We start from the raw sequence: 20,341 nt of genomic DNA, 5'->3' as shown, positions 1-20,341 counted from the left end.
AGGGTCAGGCCGCCGGCGGCTTTCGGAACGCCCGTACGCCGAAGCGGGGGTCGGGGCGGCGGCGGTTCTGGTCGGGGAGGGCCGCGAGGCGGGCGGCGAGCTCCTCGACGCGGGGGTCGTCGGGCCGGAGCACGGTGAACCAGCCGCGTCGCAGGTCGGCGATGGTGGAGCGCGGTGAACGGCCCTGGCCGTGGCCGCGGAAGGCCGCCCGTCCCGCGGGCGTCAGGCCGCCGGCCGCGGCGTGGGCGGTGACCGCGTCCGCCGCGTCCGCGGCCGGGCGGCGCGGCCGTGACGCGAGGGCCGCGTCGACGTCGCTGCCGACGTCGTGCGCGGCGGCCTTGTCCACGGTGGTCACGTACACCCCGCCGGGCCGCAGCACCCGGGCGCACTCGGCGACCACCGCACGGACCTCGTCGGCGCCGGCCAGGAGATGCAGCAGCCAGACGGTGGTCACCGCGTCGAACGTGCCGTCCGGGAAGGGGAGTCGGCGGCTGTCGGCCAGCAGCACCGCGCCCGGCAGCCGGGCCGTCGCCAGCCGCGCCATGCCGTCCGCGCGGTCCGCCCCGGTGACCTGGAGCGCGGGGCGCGCGGCGGCCAGCCGCCGGGTGACGATGCCGGTGCCGCAGGCGAGGTCGAGGAGCCGGCCGGGAGCGTCCGCGGGGCCGGGGATCAGGCCGAGGACGGCGTCGGCGGCCGCTGCGGCGCGCGCCTCGCCGCCGCGCGACTCGTCGTAGGCCCCGGCTTCCTTGTCGTAGTCGAGCACACGGCTCAGTGTGCGCCGTGGCCCGGCGCGATGTCCTCCACCCTGCGGGCGAGTTCGAAGTCCAGGGCGGTGACGGCGCCGCCCACGCTGTGCGTGTTCACGGTGAGGGTGACCGTGTGGTAGCCGAGGGTGACGTCCGCGTGGTGGTCGAGCTCGTCCTGGACGCGGGCGATGTGCACGACGAACGCGGCGGCGGCGAAGTGCGAGTCGAGGCGGTAGCCGCGGGCGAGCCGGTCGCCGTCCAGGGACCAGCCCGGCAGCTCGGTCAGCCGGTTCTCGATCTCCTGCTGCGCCAGCGGTTCGACGGCCATGGTGCGGCTTCCTTCCCTCGGATGCCCGGAGGCGGGCTGGGGTTCAGCCTGCCACGGCCGGGCTCCGCGCTCCGTCACCCACGCGGTTCCTCGGTTACGGTCGTCCGCATGACCGCAGTCACCTCCCGCCCCGCCGTACCGCCGCCCGCCTCCGACGGGAAGGGCGTCGGCCCGCTGCTGCGCGCGTGGCGGGAGCGGCGGCGGGTCAGCCAGCTGGAGCTGGCACTGCGTGCCGACTCCTCGGCGCGTCACATCAGCTTCGTCGAGACCGGCCGGGCGCGCCCCAGCGAGGAGATGGTGCTGCGCCTGGCCGAGCACCTGGACGTGCCGGTCCGGGAGCGCAACGCGCTGCTCCTGGCCGCCGGTTACGCCCCGCACTACCCCGAGACCCCGCTGGACGACCCCGCGCTGGACGCGCTGCGGGACGGCATGGAGCGGCTGATCCAGGGCTACGAGCCCTACCCGGCGCTGGTGGTGGACGCCACGTACACGGTGGTCGCCGCCAACCGAGGCATCTCGATGCTGCTGGACGGCGTGCCGGAGTCGCTGCTGGCGCCCGCGCCGAACGCGATGCGGCTGACCCTGCACCCCGAGGGCCTGGCGCCGCGGATCCGGAACCTGCGGGAGTGGCGCGGGCACCTGCTGGCGCAGATGGAACGGCAGATCGCGCTGCACCGCTCGGCGGCGCTGCGGGAGTTGTACGAGGAGGTCGCCGCCTATCCGGCCCCGGCGGGCGCGGACGACGGCGCCCCGACCGAGCCCGTGGCCTGGTTCGCGCTGCCGATGCGGATCGAGCACGAGGGCCGGGTGCTGTCGTTCGTGTCGTCCATCTCGACGTTCAACACGCCGATGGACGTGACGGTCGCCGAGCTGGCCGTCGAGACGTTCCTGCCCGCGGACCCGGCGACGGCCAAGTACCTGCAGTCGCTCGTGAGTTGAGTCAAGAGGTTGCCTCGACCAGGTGTGCGAGGCGGCATCGCGTGACACACTGCTCCCCGTACTTGTGCGCGTAGGGGAGGCGTGGCGTGAGTGAGCGGCGTGCTGCGCCCACCGTCGGGCAGGTCGTGCTCGGCAAACGGCTGCAGGAACTCCGGGAGGCCTCCGGCCTCGGCCGGGACGAGGCGGCGCGGGTGCTGCGGGTGGCGCAGGCGACCGTACGGCGGATGGAGATGGCCGAGGTCGCGCTGAAGATCCCGTACGTGCAGGTGCTGCTGGAGACGTACGGGGTGCCCGAGGAGGAGCACGCGGCGTTCGTGCGGCTGGCCGAGGAGGCCAACCAGCCGGGCTGGTGGCAGCGGTTCCACGACGTGCTGCCGGACTGGTTCAGCCTGTACGTCAGCCTGGAGGGCGCGGCCCGGGTGGTCCGCTCCTACGAACCGCACTTCTTCCCCGGCCTGTTGCAGACCGAGGCGTACGCGCGGGCCGTGCTGGAGGCCGGGACGATAGGCCACAGCGATCCGACGGCCGTGGAGCGGCACGTGTCGCTGCGTCTGACCCGGCAGCGCCTGCTGGAGCAGGACGATCCGCCCCACCTGTGGGTGATCATGGACGAGACGGTGCTGCGGCGCCCGGTCGGTGTCCACGACGAGGTGATGCGCGACCAGGTCGACAAGCTTCTCGCGTTCTCCCGGCGGGACCGGGTCACGCTCCAGATCGCCGAGTTCGCGAGCGGCCCGCACCCGGGGACGTACGCGCCGTTCACGCTGTTCCGGTTCGCCGAGCCCGAGCTGCCCGACATGGTCTTCACCGAGTACCTGACCGGCGCCCTGTACCTGGACTCCCGCGACGAGGTCGGCGCCCATCTGGAGGTGCTGGACCACATGACGGCCCGGGCCGCGTCGGCGCAGCGCACCGAGGAACTGCTGCGGGAGTACCGCGACGGCCTGTGAGGCCCGCGCCCGGCCCGGACTGGGCCGTTCGGGTGCACCGGCCCGCGACACGTCCGGATGTCCTGGACGGATGACCCGTTCGGATCCTCTGAGCAGGTGTCTTCCGCCGCCCGCCCCTAGCGTCGAAGCGACGGGTGAGCAAGGGAGCTCAGGTGACCGACACGCAGACACCTCCCGGGGAGCCCGGTGCGGCGCCGCCCGGTGCCGCCCGTTCCCTCCGCCCCGGGACCGCTCGCCCCTGGTGCCGGTGGAGGACGTCCGCCTGCCGCACGGACGGCAGACCGCCGGCACCCCGCAAGAGGCGAAGGAGACTTGATGTCCACGGACGCGGTGTTCTACCAGGCGGCGGCGCTCTGCCTGACCTACCCGGGCGACGACTTCGTCGCCCGGCTGCCGCTGCTGCGTCAGGCCGCCCCGCGGCTGCGGGAGTTCACCGACCACGCGACGGCGACCCCGCCGCGGGAGCTGGCCGCGCACTACACGGAGGTCTTCGACTGCGAGAACCGGCGCAGCCTCTACCTGAGCCGGTGGCAGGACGACGGCACCCGTCGCCGGGGCATGTCCCTGGCCCGCTTCAAGGAGGTCTACCAGGCGTACGGCATGGAGTTCACCGGCGAGGAACTGCCGGACTTCCTGCCCGCCGTCCTGGAGTTCACGGCCCGCACCGGCAACACGGACCTGCTCACCGAGCACCGTGACTGCCTGGCCCAACTGCGGCGCGGACTGGCCGACTTCGGCACGCCGTACGCGAGCGTGCTGAGCGCGGTGTGCACGGCCATGCCGGCCGCGCCCACCGGGACGCGCCCCTGAGCGTCCGCACGGCCGTCGTCCGCGGTCGGGGACCGTGCCGGACGCGGCCGGGAACGGCGACGCCGCGCCCCCGTTGCGGGAACGCGGCGGCCGAGGCGGACGGAGTCAGGCGAGCTTCGCGTCCAGGGTGATGGTGGTGCCGGCCAGGGCCTGGCTCACCGGGCAGTTCTTCTTGGCCTCCTCGGCGGCGGCCACGAACCCGGCCTCGTCGAGACCGGGCACCTCGCCGACGACGGTCAGCTGGATCCCGGTGATGCCCTCGCCCGGCTGGAAGCCGACGTTGGCGGAGGTCTGCAGCCGGGTGGGCGGGGTGCCGGCCCCGGCCAGGGCGTGCGAGAGGGCCATGGAGAAGCAGCTGGAGTGGGCGGCCGCGATCAGCTCCTCCGGGCTGGTCTTGCCGTTCGCCGCCTGCGAACGCGAGGCCCACGTGACCGGCTGCTCGCCGATACCGGAGGAGTCGAAGGCGATGACACCGTTGCCCTCAAGAAGATTGCCTTCCCAGACGGTGTGTGCGGTGCGCGTGGTGGCCACGATTGTTCCTTTCGGCGTACGAAGGCGAATGAACCGGTTTCGCTGGCTCCCATCCGATCACATCCGGACTCAGCGCACGCGGAAGACCGGCCCACGGGGGGTGAACGGCAGGCGACGGCCGTCGGGCACGAGGTAGGCGTGTTCGCGCCGCACCCGCAGCACGTCGCACCAGCCGTCGGTGATGACCAGGACCGGAGCGGACGCCGGGAAGTCGTCCGCGCGCTGCAGCAGGTCGATGCCGGGCTGCAGGACGGTACCGCCGCGCCCGCGCACCCGCACCCGGCCGGCGATCTCGGTCGTCGGCAGGTATCCCGCGTCGTGCGGGGCGGCGTCGCAGAACACCACGCGGGCCGCCGGTACGTCACGGGCCTCGGCGTAGGAGGCGATCGCGCCGAGGGCCTTGCCGAGCAGCGTGCGGTCCATGGAGCCGGAGGTGTCCAGGACCACGCCGAAGGTGCAACGGGCCACCTCCTCGGGCGGGTGGTAGCGGCCGGCGCGCGCAATGTCCGGGGTGGAGGACTGACGGCGGGAGGGCCGGGCGTAGGACCGTACGGCCTCGGGCCGGGGCACGAACTCGTCGAACCAGCGGGCCAGTCGCGCGTCCCAGGGCAGCGGCGGATGGCTCAGCGCGCGGATCTCCTCGACGAGGCCGCCGGGCAGGTGGCCGCGGCCCTGCGACCGGTGCAGGTCCAGACCCTGGCCGAGGCCCCGGCGGTAGAACTCGTCGAGGTCGACGCGGGCACCGGGCGGCCCGATCGGCGCGCCCAGCACGTCGCCGCGGCCCTTGCCGCGCAGCGTGGCCAGGCGCCGGAGCCGGCGCAGGTCGGCGGTGATCCGGTCGTACACCTCCTCCGCCGAGAGGTCCTTCAGCTCCGGGTCGTAGAGCAGCCCTTCGGGCATGGTGCCGACGTGCATCTCGACCAGCCAGCCGTTGACGACGTAGTCGCAGGCCACGTTGAAGAGGTACGGGTCGCGGCCGCCGGCCCGGTCGCCGTGGCGCAGGGCGGCGTGCAGCATCTCGTGGGCGAGGACGAACCGCCACTCATCGTCGTCCAGGGTGCGCAGCGGGTTGACGTAGATCTCGCCGGCCTCGGGGTCGACGGCGGCGATCGCGATGTCGTGGGCGCGGGCCAGTTCGGCGTCGGCGACCACCTTGATGCCGGCCGCGATGCCGCCGAGCAGCGGGAAGGAGGACACGAACCAGCTCAGCGCCCGCTCCCAGGGGCGCAGCGGGGTCGGCGGGCCGGTCATGGAGGTGCGGCGGCCGCCGGCCAGGTCCATGGCCTGCGACATGGTGCGGGTCAGCGCGTGCGCGAACCCCACCTGCCAGTCGGGGACTTGGCCGGCCCACCGGTTCCAGGACAGCAGCAGCTGGTCGGGGTCGCCGCCGTCGGTGCCGCCGCGCTCGTAGGCGGCCGGGACGCCGCGGGTGCGGCGCCAGCCGGCGGCCAGCCGGTCCTCGTCGCCCTCCGGGTAGGAGGCGGGCAGGTGCTCAGGTGCCTCGCCGACCGGGAAGGTCGAAAGGAAGCGGTTGACGACGGCGCAGCGGGCGGCGAGGTCGAAGCGGTCGGGTTCGGTGCGCGGACCGGTGGCGGCGGGCAGGTGGCCGAAGCCGAGGTGGAGGGTGCCGTGGGCCAGCGCCCAGGCCCACTCGGCCGGTTCGGCGCGCCGGGTGGCGTGGGCGTGCAGCACGCCGTTGGAGTCGGCCCGCACCAGGCCCTCGCGGGGCGCCAGTTCGCAGCTCTCGTGCCGGCAGAGGGTGAACTCGACGGCGCGCAGGGCCGGGTTGGCGCGCAGCAGTTCGACGCCGGCCGCGAAGTTCTCCGCGGCCGGGTCCTTCTTCTGTTCCTTCTTCTGTCCCTTGCGGCCGCCGGAACTCATCGCCGGGCCTCCACCAGCCGGGGCATGTCCCGGGCGGCCTCGATCAGGAACCACGAGGGCAGTACGGGGTTGCCGTCGGCGTCGGAGGCGATGACGGTCTGGGCGACCTCGACGGAGATCTCGGCGAGCTGCACGAGCAGCGACTTGGCGCGGTACGCGGTCTGCCGGCCGTTCGCCGACATGTGCTCCTTGGCGGCGGGCAGTTCCTTGACCAGCCGTCCGCGGAACGACTCGGCGAGGTAGTAGAGCAGGTCGCGGTCCTCGATCCGGTGCGGCCAGCCGGCGTCGCCCCGCAGGATCGCCTCGATCCCGAACCGGCTGCGCACGATCTTGACGTAGCCGCAGAAGGCGGTCGCGTGGGCCGGGGTGAGCATGCCGTGCGCGAGGACCTTCAGGGTCCCCTCGTCGAGGTCGCGGCCGAAGGAGTGCAGCGCGTCGGAGAGCATGTGCCAGGAGCGCGGGGTGGAGAACGGCTCCTCGGTCTTCGGCGGCCTGGACCACAGGTGGTCGGTCCGGTCGGTGAGGTGGTCCAGGATCCACGGGTGGATGCCGTTGCCCGCGGCCCAGGCCAGCCAGTCGTGGGCGGAGGCCTCCAGGTGGACGTGGGCCAGCCGGTTGACGAGCGCGGAGGCGATCGGCCGGGCGAGGGCGTTGTCGGTGGCCCGGTTGCCCGCGCCGATGACGATCGACCCCTTCGGCAGTTCGTAGCTGCCGATACGGCGGTCCAGGATCAGCGAGTAGAACGCCTTCTGCACATCGGGCGTGGCCGCGTTCAGTTCATCGAGGAAGAGGCAGTACGGCTCGTCCCTGGCGATCGCCTCGGGCGGGCAGAAGACGGACCGTCCGTCGCGGATCTGCGGAACGCCGATCAGGTCCTCGGGCGCCAGCTGCGTGCCGAGCAGGCTCACGCACTCCAGCCCCAGCGACTCGGCGAACTCCCGCACCAGCGAGGACTTCCCGATCCCGGGGGCGCCCCAGAGGAACACGGGCCGGACGGTGGCGAGGCCGAGGAGGAGCTCGGGGACCCGGGAGGGCGTGACGGTGACGGCAGCCTGCAAGAGGCGTCTCCTTGGGGGTGTTCGAGTGGTGCGCGACTCGAACAGTGTGAGCCGGGGCCGAGCGCGACGCAGCCGATTTATCCGGGGCCCGGCCGAGGCGCCGCGCCGGGGGCGCGGGGCTGTGCGGATGCAGGGCTCCGCCGCGTGGGCCCGGCCGGTACCCACGCGCGGGGTGTGCCGATGCAAGGCTCCGCCCGTGCGCGTGACCCGCCCCCGCCGGCCCGCGCCGAACGTACTACGCGGCCGTCTCCTCGCCGGCGGGCACCGGCACCTGCGGTCCGTCCGCCTCCCGCAGCCACCGCCGCAGCACCCCGTGCACCGCCTCGGCGCCCACCAGTTCCGCGCCCTCGGCGACCGGGGCGGAGACACCCAGCGGCGACAGCAGGAACGGCCTGCCCTGGGCGCCGCCGAGTCCGCCGTGCGATCCGATCTGCTCCTCGAAGGCGAGCACCTCACCGGAGTCCGGGTCGTACCAGGAGTTCACCATCACGTCGGCGGTGTGCGGGAAGGAGTGGGTGCGGCGGACGGCGTCGGCGGCGCCCGGTCCGAACACGGCGAGCGGCCCGGCGCCGTCGAGCCGGTCCAGCGGAATCTCCGCTCCGTACGCGCCGAGCAGCACCCCGCCGTGCTCCTCGCTGCGCACCAGCAGGAACCCGATGCCGGGATGGTTGGCCAGGGTGGTGAGCAGCGCCGGGTAGCGGGCGTCGATCTCCTCCTTGGTCATGCGGTGCGGCACGTCCGGGAAGGAGACCAGGCCGAGGTTGCCGGAGGCGAGCACGACCGGTTCCGAGCCGGGGGCCGGCCGGTGCTTCTCGCCGCCCTCCTCGACGGGCCTGCGCAGCGCCGCGCGGACGGCGGCCCGCGCCTCGGTGCCGCTGTGGGTGCGCTCGGCCCGGCGCGGCACGTGCAGCCCGCAGCCGGCCCGGACCAGGTCGCCGAGGGTGAGGCCGTAGCGGGACCTGAAGGTCTCGCCGGGGCTCTGCCCGTGGTCGGAGAGGACGACGATGCGGTACGGCCGCGGGGCGTGCTCGGCGACCTTCTCGATCAGGGCGAGGGCCCGGTCCAGGCGTTGCAGCACCTTGTCGGCGTCGCGGCTGCGCGGCCCCGAGTGGTGGGCGACCTCGTCGTAGGCGACGAGGTCGGCGTAGACGGCGGAGCGGCCGGCGAGCAGGTCGCCCATGACCGCGGCGACCACCACGTCGCGTTCGACGACGGTGGCGAAGGCGCGGACGAAGGGGTAGAGGCCGCCGCGTCCGACGCGGGGCCGCTGCTCGCGCATGCGGGCCGTGACCGACTGGCCGATCTCGCGGCCGGCGTCGGCGAAGAAGGAGAGCGCGGTGCGGACCGCGTTGGCCGGGTCGGAGAAGTAGGCGAAGTATCCGGCGCGGGAGCGGTTCTCCCGGCCGCGGCGCCGGGCGGCTATGGACAGCACGAGGGCCTGCTCGTCGGCGCCGCCGCTGAAGAGGTTGCCGCGGCTGGCACCGTCCAGGGTGAGCAGTCCCCCGTCGGCGGTGCGCTCGACGGCTCGGCGCTGGAGTTCGGCGGCGCTGGTCGGCCGGTTGCAGACCATCACCTCCCGGCTGTCCTTCTCGTACCAGCGGAAGGCGGGGACGTCGAAGGTGGAGCCGTGCAGGATGCCCAGCTGGCTGGCGCCGGTCTGGCTGGACCAGTCGGTGCGCCACGGGGTGAGCCGGTGGGTGGAGTCCAGCCAGGCCGCCACCGTCGGCATCAGTCCCTTGGCGACGGCGTCGGTGAGGACGTCGTGGCCGACGCCGTCGAGCTGGAGGAAGACGGTGCCGGGGGTGGCCGGGCACGGCGGGCGGGAGCTGCTGCGGCGGGTGGCTAGGCGGGACAGCCGGCGCCGGTAGGCGTCGTCGTCGCGGACGGCGAGCGCACCGCCGGTGGCGGAGGCGACCGCGGACATCACGGCGGCCACGATCACGGCGGTCTCCGGGGCGGCCTCGCTCTGCCCGGACGGGTTGACGCGCAGGGCGACCAGCAGCAGGGAGCCGTTGAGGAAGAAGACCAGCAGGCCGAGGACGAGGGCGGGCACCAGCAGCAGGAGCCGTACCAGAAGGGGCCACACGACGGCCGACAGCACACCGAAGACGCCGGCGCCGAGCGCCGCGGTCATCGCGATACGGGTGGCGCTGTCACCGTCGGCGGACTGGAGCCGGAAGTCGGGCAGGATCCCGGCGAGGACCAGCATGGTCACGGTGGACACCGCCCACACCGCGACGCTCCGCCCGATCTGACTGACGACCCGCCGCCACCGCACGCCCCACCGACCTCACGTCCGCGACCCGCGTCCGCCGCGGGTCTGCTGCCGCCCACCCTGTCACACGGCCGGGGGCGCGAGCGGGCTCACCTGCCGTCGTACCCGGCCGTCGGCATCGACAGCCTGCGGTGGACCCGCGCCTTCATCTGGGCGTCGTAGCAGGGCTCGGCCCGTCCCACCGTCTCCACGCGCACACCGCGCCGCGCGCACTCCGCGGTGAAGTCCTCGACCGAGGACAGCGCGCTCTCCAGCACGCGTCTGCTCGGTGCGACGAAGACGTCGAGGCCCGGCCGGACGCCCGCCCACAGGGCGCTGTGGTCGTAGCGCAGGCCGCGGACCAGCAGCTCGCGGGCGATGACGTAGCCGTGCTCCACGGCCCAGCGCGCGCACATGGCGTGCTGGCTGCGGGAGTCGACCAGGAACGGGTCGATCTCCAGTTCCTCCAGGGGCGTCAGACTCGCGATGGCGGTCACCCGCACGGGCGCGAGCCCGCCGTAGGCAACCCGCGCCTGTCCCATGGCGTCCCCCCTCACCTCCGGGTTTCGCCGCCGACCCTACTCCTGCACGTAGGCTTCGGGGAGTCGCGCGAAGGAGGCAAAGAGGTGCCGGTGGAGATCACCTGGTGGGGTCACGCCACCTGCACGATCGAGGATTCGGGCGTACGACTGCTCACCGATCCTCTGTTCGCGCGCCGGCTCGCGCACCTGCGGCGCCGGCGCGGCGCCCCGCCGCCGGCCGCGGCCCGTCGCGCCGACCTCGTGCTCGTCTCCCACCTGCACGCCGACCACCTGCACGTGCCCTCGCTCGCGGGGCTCGCGCCGGGCACGCGCCTGCTGGTGCCACGGGGCGCACCACGCGCGGTACCCGCGCTCCGCCGGCTGCGGCAGCTGCGGGTCACCGAGGTCGGCGTCGGCGACGAGATACCCGTCGGCCCGCTGGTCGTGCGTGTCGTGCCCGCACGTCACGACGGGCGCCGGCTGCCGGTCGGCCCGCACCGCTCCCCCGCGCTCGGCTACGTCGTCGAGGGCGCGGCGCGAACGTACTTCGCCGGGGACACCGGGCTGTTCGACGAGATGGCCGAGGCGGTCGGGCCGGTGGACGTGGCCCTGCTGCCGGTCGGCGGCTGGGGGCCGCACCTCGGCGAGGGGCACCTGGACGCCGGGCGGGCGGCGCGGGCGCTGGCCCTGCTGGAGCCGCGCAGCGCGGTGCCGGTGCACTACGGGACGTACTGGCCGATCGGCATGGACGGGGTGCGCCCGCACGAGTTCCACGCGCCGGGCGACGAGTTCGTGCGCTTGGCGGCGGAGTACGCGCCGCGGGTGGCGGTGCACAAGCTCGGTCACGGGGAGGGCGTGCGCCTGGAGGTCGCGCGATGAGAGTGGTGACGGTGGTGGCCGCCGCCGGTGCCGCGGCGGCCACCTCGTCGCCGTCGTCGACCGAGTCCGCGCAGCAGGCCATCGGTTATCCGACGCTGTTCCTGCTGGTGCTGGTCGGGGCGCTGGTGCCGGTGGTGCCGACCGGGGCGCTGGTCAGCTCGGCGGCGGTGGTGGCCTTCCACCAGACGGCACCGTTCGCGCTGGCGCTGGTGCTGGTGACGGCGTCGCTGGCGGCCTTCCTCGGGGACGCGGCGCTGTACTGGCTGGGGCGGCGCGGGATGGGGTCGAAGAACGGGTCGCGGTGGCTGGCGGCGATCAGGTCGCGGGCGCCGGAGGACCGGCTGGAGCAGGCGCAGGAGAAGCTGGCCTCGCACGGGGTGACGGTGCTGGTGCTGTCGCGGCTGGTGCCGGCCGGGCGGATACCGGTGATGCTGGCGTGCCTGCTGGCGGAGTGGCCGCTGCGGCGCTTCGCGCGGGGCAACGCGCCGGCCTGTGTGGCGTGGGCCGCGACCTACCAGCTGATCGGGATCCTGGGCGGCTCGCTGTTCCCGGAACCGTGGGAGGGCGTGGTCCTGGCGGTCGCCCTGACGGTACTGATCAGCGTGGCCCCCGCACTGTGGCGCCGGGCCCGTCCCACGGCGTGAGGGTAGGGGGCGGAACGGGGGCGCCGGGCGCGGGGCCGGCGCGCGCCGGGTCGTCGAGCGCCGGGTCGTCGAGCACGAGGCCGCCCGGCTCCGGCCGCCGAGTACCCCTGACGGAGCGCGAGGCCGCGGTGCGGCCGGGCACCGGTGCGGTCGCGCGCTCCGTGTCGGCGGTCGGGTCGGGCAGGGCGGTGGGGTCGGGCAGGGCGGTCCGGTCAGGCCGGGCGGTCGGACGCGACGGGGTGGAGGACTCTCGACCCTCCCACCGGCAGGTCCCACAGGTCCTCGCGGTCCAGGCCCGCCTTCTCCCAGGCGGCCCGCACCCGCGTCAACGGCTCCAGGACCGGTTCCGCGGACAGGACGAACGTGCCCCAGTGCATGGGGGCCATCCGCCTCGCCCCCAGATCCTCCGTCGCCCGGACCGCCTCCTCCGGATCGAGGTGGACGTCGCTGAGCCACCAGCGGGGGTCGTAGGCGCCGATGGGCATCAGGGCGAGGTCGATGCCGGGATAGCGGCCGCCGATGCGGGAGAACCAGTGGCCGTACCCCGTGTCACCGGCGAAGTAGACGCGCTGCCCGTCGGCGGCGGTGAGCACCCAGCCGCCCCAGAGGCTGTGGCAGGTGTCGGTGAGGGTGCGCTTGGACCAGTGGTGGGCGGGGACGAAGTCGAAGCGGACGCCGGACAGTTCGGCCGCCTCCCACCAGTCCAGCTCGGTGACGGTCGTGAAGCGGCGGCGCCGGAACCAGCGGCCCAGCCCGGCCGGTACGAACACCGGGGTGTCGCGCGGGAGACGGCGCAGGGTGGGGGCGTCCAGGTGGTCGTAGTGGTTGTGGCTGATGACGACCGCGTCGACGCGCGGCAGGGTCTCCCAGGGGACTCCGACCGGGGTGACCCGGGCCGGGGTGCCGATGATGCGGCGGGACCAGACGGGATCGGTGAGGACGGTCAGGCCGCCGATCCGGACGATCCAACTGGCGTGTCCCGCCCAGGTGACGGCAACCGTGCCGGTGTCGGTGCGGGGCAGCGGGCCCGGCTCGTAGGGCAGCCGGGGGATGTCGGCGAGCCCGTCGCGTCCGGGGCGCACGGAGCCTTCGCGGGCGAAGCGGGCCATGGCCTTGAGGCCGGGCAGCGGTGCGGTCAGGCGGTCGTGGAAGGTCCGCGGCCAGAACCGGAGTTCGCCCAGCGGGCGGGGTTCGGCGAGCGGCGGGAAGGGAGGCGCGCCGGGGACCGGGGCGGTGGCCGTGTCGTCCCGGGCCGTGGTGGCAGGCGTGGTGACAGTGGCCGCGGAGGTGGTCGTGGCGGGGACAGTCGTCGTGGCGGACCCTGTCTCATGCGTCTGCTGCGTCATCGAGGAGGCTCCCATCGCTGAGCGTCGTCGCGGAGATCGTCGAGTACCGACCTCAAGGACATCAACGCGCGTTGCAGGTGTGGCAGTTCCAACGGCGCGGGTGACGTGAGGCATTCCAGCCGTTCCGCGTCGGTGCCGCCGAGCAGCGGCCCGGTGGCCAGCCGGACGCGCAGCGCCTGGAGATCGTCGCCGAACCGGTGGCCGCCGGGCGCGGGCATGCCGAGCCTGGCGGTGAGGAAGTCCTCCAACTCCTGTGCGTCACCGACCCCCTGGGCGCCGAGCGCGGCCCGCAGGGGTTCCAGGTCGGCGTACAGGTGGCGGCCTGCCTGCGGGGGCCTGGCCAGGCCTCCGGCGTCGACCACCGCGGTGTGCAGGGCGGCGGCCACGCGCGCGTGCAGGCGTACGACGGCCTCCCGGCGGTCGGTGACCGGATCGGGTTCGCCGAGCGCGTGGGCGGCCGCGGCGGCGACCGGTCCGGCGAGCCGGGCGCCGAGCGCGGTGAGGACGTCGAGCACGCGCGCGTGCAGGGCCCTGCCTGCGTCGCCCGCGGGGAACCGCGCGACGGCGGCGGGCCAGCCGGCCGGCAGCAGGGCACCGGCGAGATCGGTGACGACGGTGACCCGGTCCGGGACCATCTCGGCCGGGCTGAGCAGCACGGTGGCGTGCGGCGCGTGCAGGGTGTCCCGCCAGGTCTCGTCGCTGACCAGGTGGAGTCCCTCGCCGGTGGCCGCCTCGACGGTCGCGTGCAGCAGTTCGGGCGGGGCGACGGTGGCGGTCGGGTCGTCGGCGACGGAGAGGACCAGCAGCCGGGGGTCGCCGCCCTCGTCCCGGACCCGGCGGACGGTCTCCAGCAGCGCGTACGGGTCGGGGACGCCTCCGGACTCGGCCGGCGTCGGCACGTGGAAGACGGGCCGGCCCAGGAGCCGGGCGTACGGCGCCCACCAGGCGGCGCAGGGACGCGGCACCAGGACGTCGCCGCCGAGCGCGGCGGTGAGCGCCAGCAGCAGGGCGGGGGCGCCGGGTCCGGCGGCGGCCGGGCCGGGCGCGGTGGGCAGCCCGCGCCGCTCCCAGTAACCGCGGGCCGCGTCCAGCAGCGCGGGACCGCCGCCGACCGGCTCCTCCCCGCCCCGGCCCGCGGCTGCGGCCAGCGCGGCGGAGAGCGCGGGCAGGACGGGCAGTCCGTCGCCGGGCAGCGGCGGCCCGTAGCGGACGGGGCCGTGGCCCCGCGCGGGCGTGTCCCGGACCGGGCCCTGGCCCTGGTCCTCGGGATCCGTCCGCCGCATGTGCGCCTCCGCGCAGTCCGTGGTGCCGTGTGCCGTCCGGTCCTGGCCGTGCTCTTCGCCGGGTGGCGGGTGCGGTGTCCGGCGCGGTGTCCGGGCACTCGCCCGGGAGTACCCGCCGACGGCGGTCTCGTCCGCCCGCGCGCTCGTCCCGCCCGCGCGCTCGTCCCGTCCGCGCGTTCACCGGCTCGCGCGCTCATCAGTTCACGCGTTCATCGGCCCGCGTGCTCATCCGCCCGCGCGCGGCCTCCCGCCGGACAGCCGGTAGACCGCGCCGCCGCAGGCGGCCGCGATCAGTGCGGCGCCCGCGGCCAGCGCGGGAACCGAGTCGGTGAAGGTGCCGCCCGTGCCGGCCTCCACGCCGTGCTCCACGGTCGGCGGGTCGCCCGCGCAGGAGCCGGAGTAGCCGGTGGCGCCGGAACCGGTGGATCCGTAGGAGCGGGAGGAGGCGCAGTCGCGACCGCCGGAGTCCCTGCCGCCCCCGACCTCGCCCTGCGGACCGGTGCCGTCGTCACCGCGCGCCCCGGTGGAGTCGTCGCCCCGGCCGCCGGTGCCCGTGTCGCCCCGGCCGCTCGTGCCCGTGTCGCCCCGGGCGGCGGCTCCGCCGCCGTCGTCACCCCGCGTGCCCGTGGCGCCCTCGCCGTAGAGCCCGGTGGTGTCGTCGCCGCGCGGCACGACGGTGCCGTCCTCGCCTCGGGGGACCGTGCCGTCGTCCCCCGGCGGGACCACCCCGTCGCCCTCCCGGACCGGACCGGCACCGGGCCCGGCCACAGCCCCGGCCCCGAACCCGGCTCCGGCTCCGGCTCCGGCTCCGGCCGGGCAGTCCGCCGCGCCGGGTACGCAGGTCAGGGAGACGGTGGACGCGGGGCTCGGCGGCACGGCGGACGCGGCCACGGCGGCCGTGCCGGCGACGCCGAACGCGGCACCCGAGAGGACGGCGACGGACAGGGCGCGGACGGTACGGCGCATGGGGTGCTCCTCGGAACTGCGGCTGCGGGGACACGCGGCTGGTGCCCCCGCAGCCATCACAGCCCGCCGCCCGCCCCGCCGCGCGCGGCCGACCCCCATTCGCGGGACGCACCGGCCCCGTTCGGGTGACGGAACGGGGGGTTCCCGGCGTGTCGGCCCCTCACCACCGGGTACGCGTCCCGCACCCCCGAAGCAGCGCACCCCCGAAGCACCAGGGAGGCAGCCGCGCAGGGCCGGAACACCGAGGAAGCGAGGAGTGAGCGTCATGCGTATCGCGTTTCTGACCGCGCCCGAGGGCGTCGAGCAGATCGAGCTGACCGAGCCGTGGAAGGCGGTCGCCGACGCCGGGCACGAACCGGTGCTGGTGTCGACGGAGCCCGGACGGGTCCAGGGTTTCGACCACCTCGACAAGGCGGACACGTTCCCCGTGGACGAGGTGGTCGGCGACGCCTCGGCGGACGCGTTCGGGGCGCTGGTGCTGCCCGGCGGGGTCGCCAACCCGGACTTCCTGCGCACGGACGACCGGGCCGTGGCCTTCGTGAAGGGCTTCTTCGAGGCAGGCCTGCCGGTGGCCGCGATCTGCCACGCGCCGTGGACGCTGGTCGAGGCCGACGTCGTACGCGGCCGGACCCTGACGTCCTGGCCGAGCCTGCGGACCGACATCCGCAACGCCGGCGGCACCTGGGTGGACGAGCAGGTCCAGGTCTGCGGGGCCGGTCCCAGCACGCTGGTCACCAGCCGCAGGCCGGACGACCTGAAGGCCTTCTGCGGAGCGTTCCTCGACGCACTCGGCGGGGCCTGAGCCGCGGCGGGCGCCAGACCCCGGCCGCGGGCGTTCGGCTCAGCCCGCGGAGGCGCGCGGTGCCGCCGTCTCCGCGCAGCCCCGCTCCCGGGCGCCCTCGCGGGTGCGGCCGGCGGCGACGATGCGGCGCGGGTTGCGGCGCAGGTACTCCCCCTCCAGCTGCGCCATGCGCTCGTTGTGGGCGCGCAGCGCGTCGTTGGAGCCGTACAGCAGGGTGTCGTGGCGTGTCCGGTGGATGGTCTCCAGCTCCTTCATGAGCTGCTGGTCGTCCAGCCGGCTGGGGTCGACTCCGGTCATGGTGGTACCCCGCTCGTCGTGTCCGTCCCGGCGGTCCGGATCCCTGCCTCCACTGTACGAAGGTCCGGGCCACCGGGCCTGTCTGGAGGGTGACCTAGCGGGCGCGCTCCACCCGGCGCTCGTCCCACACCGGCTCCGGGGTCTCGCGGACCCGCCCGTCGGTGCCGAAGACCAGGTAGCGGTCGAAGGCGCGGGCGAACCAGCGGTCGTGGGTGACGGCGAGCACCGTGCCGTCGAAGGCCTCCAGGCCCTCCTGGAGCGCTTCCGCGGAGTCCAGGTCGAGGTTGTCCGTCGGCTCGTCGAGCAGCAGGGCCGTGACGCCCTGCAGCTCCAGCAGGAGGATCTGGAACCGGGCCTGCTGGCCGCCGGAGAGCCGCTCGAAGGTCTGCTCGGCCTGCTGGGTCAGCTCGTAGCGGCGCAGCCGGGACATCGCGGCGCCCCGGTCCTGGGAGTGTTCCGTCCACAGGATGTCCAGCAGGGTACGGCCCTGCAGCTCGGGGTGGGCGTGGGTCTGGGCGAAGTGCCCGGGCACCACGCGCGCGCCCAGCTTCCACCGCCCCTTGTGGGCCACGTCCTCGCCGGCCAGCAGCCGCAGGAAGTGCGACTTGCCGGAGCCGTTCGAGCCGAGGACGGCGACCCGTTCGCCGTAGAAGACCTCCAGGTCGAAGGGTTTCATCAGGCCCGTGAGTTCGAGCCCCTCGCAGGTCACGGCCCGGACGCCGGTGCGGCCGCCGCGCAGCCGCATCCTGATGTCCTGGTCCCGCGGCGGCTCGGGCGGCGGCCCGGCCTCCTCGAACTTGCGCAGCCTGGTCTGCGCGGCCGCGTACCGGGAGGCCATCTCGTGGGAGACGGCGGCGGCCTGACGGAGGTTCAGCACCAGCTTCTTCAGCTGGGCGTGCTTCTCGTCCCAGCGGCGGCGCAGTTCCTCGAAGCGGGCGAAGCGCTCGCGGCGGGCCTCGTGGTAGGTGGCGAAGCCGCCGCCGTGCACCCAGGCGTCGGCGCCGGTCGGCGAGGGTTCCACGGAGACGATCTTCTCGGCGGCGCGGGCGAGCAGTTCCCGGTCGTGGGAGACGAACAGGACCGTCTTGCGGGTCTCCGCCAGCTGCGCCTCCAGCCAGCGCTTGCCGGGGACGTCGAGGTAGTTGTCCGGCTCGTCCAGCAGCAGCACCTCGTCGGTGCCGCGGAACAGGGCCTCCAGCACCAGGCGCTTCTGCTCGCCGCCGGAGAGGGTGCGCACCTCCCGGAACTGGGCCTTGTCGTAGGGCACGCCGAGCGCGGCCGTCGTGCACATGTCCCAGAGCGTCTCGTGCTCGTAGCCGCGCACCTCGGCCCAGTCGGCCAGTGCCTGCGCGTAGCGGAGCTGGGCGGCCTCGTCGTCGACGGTCATGATGCCGTGCTCGGCCCGGTCCACGGCCTGCGCGGCCTCCCGGATGCCGGGCGGCGCGACCGACACCAGCAGGTCGCGCACGGTGGTCTCGTCGCGGACTGAGCCGACGAACTGGCGCATCACCCCGAGACCGCCGCTGACGGTGACGGTGCCGCCGTGCGGCTTCAGCTCGCCGGAGATCAGTCGCAGCAGGGTGGTCTTGCCGGCGCCGTTGGGTCCCACGAGGGCGACGGCCGCGCCCTCGCCGACCCGGAAGGAGACATCGCCGAGCAGCGCCCTCCCGTCGGGGAGGTAGTACTCGAGGTGCGCGGCTTCCAGATGTCCCATGGTCAGGGATTCTGCGCGGCACCCCTGGCCGGGGGCAAACCGATATCGACCGCCGTCCTCGGCCGCGGGACCGGTGGGGGGCGGTCGCGCGGTTCCCCGCACCCCTGAGGGGGGCGGGAACCGCGGTCACTCCGCCGCGGGCTCCACCGGCTCCCCCGCCGGTCCGCTCTCCCCCGCCGGCTCCACGACCGCGCCCTCCCAGGACAGCGCCTTCCAGCCGTCGGCCGGGGAGCCCTCCAGGACGACGACGCCGGTGTTGTCGAGGGGGCGGGCGGCGGCGTAGGGGACGTCGACGTTGTCGGCGCGGGCCGCCGCCCACAGGCGGATCGCGGCGCCGTGGCTGACCACGGCCACCGTCCCGGCGCCGCTCGCCGCCGCCTCCGCGATCACCGCGTCGTAGCGGTCCAGTGTCTCGGCCCCGGTCTCCCCGCCGGGCATGCGCAGCGCGGTGTCGCCGGCCGCCCACGCGAACACGGTCCGCATGTACTCCTGGCCGCGCTCGGTGTGTCCGGGCAGCAGTTCCAGGTCGCCGGCGACGACCTCGCGGATGCCGTCGCGGACGATCGGGGTCAGGCCGCGGGCGGCGGCCAGCGGCGCGGCGGTGAGCTGGGTGCGGGTCAGTGTGGAGACGTAGAGGCGTTCGATGTCCTCGTCGGCGAGGGCCGCGGGCAGGGCCGCCGCCTGCCGCTCGCCGAGCGCGGTCAGACCGGGGCCCGGTACGCCGGTGTCGAGCAGGAAGTCGACGTTGGTCGGGGTCTGCCCGTGACGTATGAGGAGCAGGCGCATCCGGGAGGTTCCTCTCACTCGACCGCACCGGGGACCGGCAGGAAACAGCCACTTCAGGGTAACCGGACCCGCATGAGCCCTGATGTTGACCTGACCGCCCTCAAGCCGGGCCGGCACGCGCTGCGCGACCGGCTGCTCTCGCTGGACACGAAGCTGTTCGAGGTGGCCGCCCGGCGGAACTGGCCGTTCGCCGAGCCGGTGCTGCCGCGGCTGAGCCGCAGCGCCAACCACGGCGTGCTGTGGTTCGCGACGGCGGCCGCGGTGGCCGCGTCCCGTACGCCGCGGGCCCGCCGGGCCGCCGTCCGCGGCCTGGCCTCGCTGACCCTCGCCTCCGCGACCATCAACACCGTCGGCAAGCGCTCGGTGCGCCGGAACCGCCCGGCCCTGGACCCGGTGCCGGCCGTACGGCACCTGAAGCGGCAGCCGATCACGACCTCCTTCCCGTCCGGTCACGCGGCGTCGGCGGCGGCGTTCGCGGCCGGGGTCGCCCTGGAGTCCCCGGGGTGGGGCGCGGTGGTGGCGCCGGTGGCGTTCTCCGTCGCGATGTCCCGGGTCTACACGGGCGTCCATTTCCCGAGCGACGTGGTGGCGGGCGCGGCCCTGGGCGTGGGTGCCGCGTTCGTGGTGCGGCGGCTGGTGCCGACCCGGGCGCAGATCGGGCCGCCGCCCAAGCCCCGTGCCGTCGCGCCGGCGCTGCCCGACGGGGAGGGCCTGGTGGTGGTGGCCAACCGGGCTTCGGGCAGTTCGGACCGGGTCCGGGCGCTGCGCGACGAGTTGCCGAAGGCCGAGCTGGTGGAGTGCGAGCCGCAGGAGGTGACCGCCGAGCTGGAGAAGGCCGCGCTGCGGGCGCAGGCGCTCGGCGTGTGCGGCGGCGACGGCACCGTGAACGTGGCCGCGCAGACGGCGCTGCACCACGGCCTGCCGCTCGCGGTGCTGCCCGGCGGCACCCTCAACCACTTCGCCTACGACCTGAGCGTGGAGGACGGCCGGGGCCTGGGCCGTGCGGTCCGCGAGGGCGAGGCGGTCCGGGTGGACGTGGGCCGCTTCACCAGCGACGACCGGGAGGGCATCTTCCTCAACACACTGAGTCTCGGCGTGTATCCGGAGCTGGTGCGCGAGCGGGAGCACTGGGCGCACCGCATCGGCGGCCGGGCCGCCGAGGTGCTGGCGGCGGTGCGCGTGCTGCGCACCGACCAGCATCCGCTGGAGGTCGAACTCGGCGGCTCGGCGCACCCGTTGTGGCTGCTGTTCGTCGGCAACTGCGTCTACCACCGGATGGGCGTGACCCCGGGCCGCCGCACCGACCTGGCGGACGGGCTGCTGGACGTGCGGGTGGTGCACGGCGGCCGGCATCCGGCGCTGCGTCTGCTGTCGGCGGCCGTCGCGGGCGCGCTGAGCCGCTCCCCCGCGCACGCGGAGGTACGGGTGCGCCGGCTGCGGCTCACCGGTCTCAAGACCGGTACCCCGCTGGCGTACGACGGTGAGGTCATCGACGTGAAGGGCGAGGTGCGGGTGGACAAGCTGCCGGCGGCGCTGACCGTCTACCGGCCGCTCTGACGGCACGTCAGTCCACATCGTAAAACACGGGTCTCATCATTCGGCATGC

At 74.9% G+C, this 20,341-nt stretch carries 20 protein-coding genes; 7 read left to right on the top strand and 13 right to left on the bottom strand.

All coding sequences use genetic code 11. The features are described 5' to 3' along the window. Positions 1 to 4: 4 nt before the first annotated feature. Both ACIQOE_RS40775 and ACIQOE_RS40770 read right to left on the bottom strand, forming a co-directional pair. On the bottom strand, positions 5 to 763 hold the full coding sequence (locus ACIQOE_RS40775) for a class I SAM-dependent methyltransferase (RefSeq protein ID WP_365557751.1): 759 nt from the start codon (positions 761 to 763) through the stop codon (positions 5 to 7). 5 nt (positions 764 to 768) lie between these two features. Next, positions 769 to 1,074, bottom strand: coding sequence for a 4a-hydroxytetrahydrobiopterin dehydratase (locus ACIQOE_RS40770; RefSeq protein ID WP_351315134.1), 306 nt, complete (start codon positions 1,072 to 1,074; stop codon positions 769 to 771). A 108-nt stretch (positions 1,075 to 1,182) separates the two neighbouring features. On the opposite strand from ACIQOE_RS40770, the gene ACIQOE_RS40765 reads away from it, so the two are divergent. The 3 genes from ACIQOE_RS40765 (at position 1,183) to narJ (ending at position 3,773) form a co-directional block, all read left to right on the top strand. Then, positions 1,183 to 2,013, top strand: coding sequence for a helix-turn-helix domain-containing protein (locus ACIQOE_RS40765; protein WP_401417134.1), 831 nt, complete (start codon positions 1,183 to 1,185; stop codon positions 2,011 to 2,013). 86 nt (positions 2,014 to 2,099) lie between these two features. Beyond that, positions 2,100 to 2,963 carry a helix-turn-helix transcriptional regulator gene (locus ACIQOE_RS40760; RefSeq protein ID WP_362644082.1) on the top strand — a complete coding sequence of 288 codons (864 nt, stop codon included), beginning with the start codon at positions 2,100 to 2,102 and terminating at the stop codon, positions 2,961 to 2,963. A gap of 315 nt (positions 2,964 to 3,278) precedes the next feature. Then, a complete protein-coding gene (gene narJ / locus ACIQOE_RS40755) occupies positions 3,279 to 3,773 on the top strand; it encodes a nitrate reductase molybdenum cofactor assembly chaperone (RefSeq protein ID WP_401417132.1) in 495 nt (164 codons plus the stop codon). A gap of 105 nt (positions 3,774 to 3,878) precedes the next feature. On the opposite strand, the gene ACIQOE_RS40750 is transcribed toward narJ, so the two are convergent. The 5 genes from ACIQOE_RS40750 to ACIQOE_RS40730 form a co-directional block, all read right to left on the bottom strand. Then, positions 3,879 to 4,304, bottom strand: coding sequence for an OsmC family protein (locus ACIQOE_RS40750; protein ID WP_401417130.1), 426 nt, complete (start codon positions 4,302 to 4,304; stop codon positions 3,879 to 3,881). Positions 4,305 to 4,373: 69 nt separating this feature from the next. After that, positions 4,374 to 6,185, bottom strand: a complete 1,812-nt coding sequence (locus tag ACIQOE_RS40745; protein ID WP_401417128.1) for a hypothetical protein — start codon at positions 6,183 to 6,185, stop codon at positions 4,374 to 4,376. Continuing rightward, the gene (locus ACIQOE_RS40740; protein ID WP_351315151.1) at positions 6,182 to 7,243 is read right to left on the bottom strand and encodes a MoxR family ATPase; all 1,062 of its coding nucleotides are present in this window, start codon (positions 7,241 to 7,243) and stop codon (positions 6,182 to 6,184) included. The genes ACIQOE_RS40745 and ACIQOE_RS40740 overlap by 4 nt, the downstream gene beginning before the upstream one ends. 235 nt (positions 7,244 to 7,478) lie before the next feature. Further along, positions 7,479 to 9,476 carry a phage holin family protein gene (locus ACIQOE_RS40735; RefSeq protein WP_401417167.1) on the bottom strand — a complete coding sequence of 666 codons (1,998 nt, stop codon included), beginning with the start codon at positions 9,474 to 9,476 and terminating at the stop codon, positions 7,479 to 7,481. A 131-nt stretch (positions 9,477 to 9,607) separates the two neighbouring features. Continuing rightward, a complete protein-coding gene (locus ACIQOE_RS40730; RefSeq protein ID WP_401417127.1) occupies positions 9,608 to 10,039 on the bottom strand; it encodes a hypothetical protein in 432 nt (143 codons plus the stop codon). 84 nt (positions 10,040 to 10,123) lie between these two features. Here ACIQOE_RS40730 and ACIQOE_RS40725 point away from each other — a divergent pair, with 84 nt between their 5' ends. Then, entirely contained in the window at positions 10,124 to 10,897 is a 774-nt protein-coding gene (locus ACIQOE_RS40725) for an MBL fold metallo-hydrolase (RefSeq protein ID WP_401417126.1), read from the top strand. Further along, positions 10,894 to 11,541, top strand: coding sequence for a DedA family protein (locus ACIQOE_RS40720; protein WP_401417125.1), 648 nt, complete (start codon positions 10,894 to 10,896; stop codon positions 11,539 to 11,541). Before ACIQOE_RS40725 ends, ACIQOE_RS40720 begins: the two co-directional genes overlap by 4 nt. A gap of 212 nt (positions 11,542 to 11,753) precedes the next feature. Here the strand turns inward: ACIQOE_RS40720 and ACIQOE_RS40715 are convergent, their stop codons facing one another. The 3 genes from ACIQOE_RS40715 to ACIQOE_RS40705 form a co-directional block, all read right to left on the bottom strand. After that, positions 11,754 to 12,887, bottom strand: coding sequence for an MBL fold metallo-hydrolase (locus ACIQOE_RS40715; protein WP_365576457.1), 1,134 nt, complete (start codon positions 12,885 to 12,887; stop codon positions 11,754 to 11,756). Beyond that, positions 12,884 to 14,170: an aminotransferase class I/II-fold pyridoxal phosphate-dependent enzyme gene (locus ACIQOE_RS40710; protein WP_365557770.1), complete on the bottom strand. Its 1,287-nt coding sequence runs from the start codon at positions 14,168 to 14,170 to the stop codon at positions 12,884 to 12,886. Before ACIQOE_RS40710 ends, ACIQOE_RS40715 begins: the two co-directional genes overlap by 4 nt. A gap of 225 nt (positions 14,171 to 14,395) precedes the next feature. Continuing rightward, complete coding sequence (locus tag ACIQOE_RS40705) at positions 14,396 to 15,136, bottom strand: hypothetical protein (RefSeq protein WP_399011349.1); 741 nt, start codon at positions 15,134 to 15,136, stop codon at positions 14,396 to 14,398. Between the two features lie 265 nt (positions 15,137 to 15,401). Here ACIQOE_RS40705 and ACIQOE_RS40700 point away from each other — a divergent pair, with 265 nt between their 5' ends. Further along, on the top strand, positions 15,402 to 15,938 hold the full coding sequence (locus ACIQOE_RS40700) for a type 1 glutamine amidotransferase domain-containing protein (protein WP_401417124.1): 537 nt from the start codon (positions 15,402 to 15,404) through the stop codon (positions 15,936 to 15,938). Between the two features lie 39 nt (positions 15,939 to 15,977). Here the strand turns inward: ACIQOE_RS40700 and ACIQOE_RS40695 are convergent, their stop codons facing one another. The 3 genes from ACIQOE_RS40695 to ACIQOE_RS40685 all read right to left on the bottom strand — a co-directional run bounded on the left by ACIQOE_RS40695 (position 15,978) and on the right by ACIQOE_RS40685 (position 18,735). Then, positions 15,978 to 16,235, bottom strand: a complete 258-nt coding sequence (locus ACIQOE_RS40695; protein WP_351315173.1) for a DUF6158 family protein — start codon at positions 16,233 to 16,235, stop codon at positions 15,978 to 15,980. A gap of 94 nt (positions 16,236 to 16,329) precedes the next feature. Beyond that, a complete protein-coding gene (locus tag ACIQOE_RS40690; RefSeq protein WP_401417123.1) occupies positions 16,330 to 17,949 on the bottom strand; it encodes an ABC-F family ATP-binding cassette domain-containing protein in 1,620 nt (539 codons plus the stop codon). A 126-nt stretch (positions 17,950 to 18,075) separates the two neighbouring features. Next, a complete protein-coding gene (locus ACIQOE_RS40685; RefSeq protein ID WP_365557779.1) occupies positions 18,076 to 18,735 on the bottom strand; it encodes a histidine phosphatase family protein in 660 nt (219 codons plus the stop codon). Positions 18,736 to 18,807: 72 nt separating this feature from the next. On the opposite strand from ACIQOE_RS40685, the gene ACIQOE_RS40680 reads away from it, so the two are divergent. Beyond that, positions 18,808 to 20,292, top strand: a complete 1,485-nt coding sequence (locus ACIQOE_RS40680; protein WP_365557781.1) for a phosphatase PAP2 family protein — start codon at positions 18,808 to 18,810, stop codon at positions 20,290 to 20,292. Positions 20,293 to 20,341: the final 49 nt, after the last annotated feature.

The sequence above is a fragment of the Streptomyces sp. NPDC091282 genome (assembly GCF_044757385.1).
GTDB classification, from domain to species: domain Bacteria; phylum Actinomycetota; class Actinomycetes; order Streptomycetales; family Streptomycetaceae; genus Streptomyces; species Streptomyces gramineus.
Note: the sequence above shows the minus strand (reverse complement) of the source record. Positions and strands in the feature narration are given on the sequence as shown.

What these genes read in the sequence shown, in the direction of transcription:
- ACIQOE_RS40720 (WP_401417125.1), top strand. Translation starts at nt 10,894, where the DNA reads ATGAGAGTGGTGACGGTGGTGGCCGCCGCCGGTGCCGCGGCGGCCACC.
- ACIQOE_RS40765 (WP_401417134.1), top strand. Translation starts at nt 1,183, where the DNA reads ATGACCGCAGTCACCTCCCGCCCCGCCGTACCGCCGCCCGCCTCCGAC.
- ACIQOE_RS40685 (WP_365557779.1), bottom strand. Translation starts at nt 18,735, where the DNA reads ATGCGCCTGCTCCTCATACGTCACGGGCAGACCCCGACCAACGTCGAC.
- ACIQOE_RS40680 (WP_365557781.1), top strand. Translation starts at nt 18,808, where the DNA reads ATGAGCCCTGATGTTGACCTGACCGCCCTCAAGCCGGGCCGGCACGCG.
- ACIQOE_RS40705 (WP_399011349.1), bottom strand. Translation starts at nt 15,136, where the DNA reads ATGCGCCGTACCGTCCGCGCCCTGTCCGTCGCCGTCCTCTCGGGTGCC.
- ACIQOE_RS40770 (WP_351315134.1), bottom strand. Translation starts at nt 1,074, where the DNA reads ATGGCCGTCGAACCGCTGGCGCAGCAGGAGATCGAGAACCGGCTGACC.
- ACIQOE_RS40715 (WP_365576457.1), bottom strand. Translation starts at nt 12,887, where the DNA reads ATGACGCAGCAGACGCATGAGACAGGGTCCGCCACGACGACTGTCCCC.
- narJ (WP_401417132.1), top strand. Translation starts at nt 3,279, where the DNA reads ATGTCCACGGACGCGGTGTTCTACCAGGCGGCGGCGCTCTGCCTGACC.
- ACIQOE_RS40730 (WP_401417127.1), bottom strand. Translation starts at nt 10,039, where the DNA reads ATGGGACAGGCGCGGGTTGCCTACGGCGGGCTCGCGCCCGTGCGGGTG.
- ACIQOE_RS40695 (WP_351315173.1), bottom strand. Translation starts at nt 16,235, where the DNA reads ATGACCGGAGTCGACCCCAGCCGGCTGGACGACCAGCAGCTCATGAAG.
- ACIQOE_RS40690 (WP_401417123.1), bottom strand. Translation starts at nt 17,949, where the DNA reads ATGGGACATCTGGAAGCCGCGCACCTCGAGTACTACCTCCCCGACGGG.
- ACIQOE_RS40700 (WP_401417124.1), top strand. Translation starts at nt 15,402, where the DNA reads ATGCGTATCGCGTTTCTGACCGCGCCCGAGGGCGTCGAGCAGATCGAG.
- ACIQOE_RS40710 (WP_365557770.1), bottom strand. Translation starts at nt 14,170, where the DNA reads ATGCGGCGGACGGATCCCGAGGACCAGGGCCAGGGCCCGGTCCGGGAC.
- ACIQOE_RS40745 (WP_401417128.1), bottom strand. Translation starts at nt 6,185, where the DNA reads ATGAGTTCCGGCGGCCGCAAGGGACAGAAGAAGGAACAGAAGAAGGAC.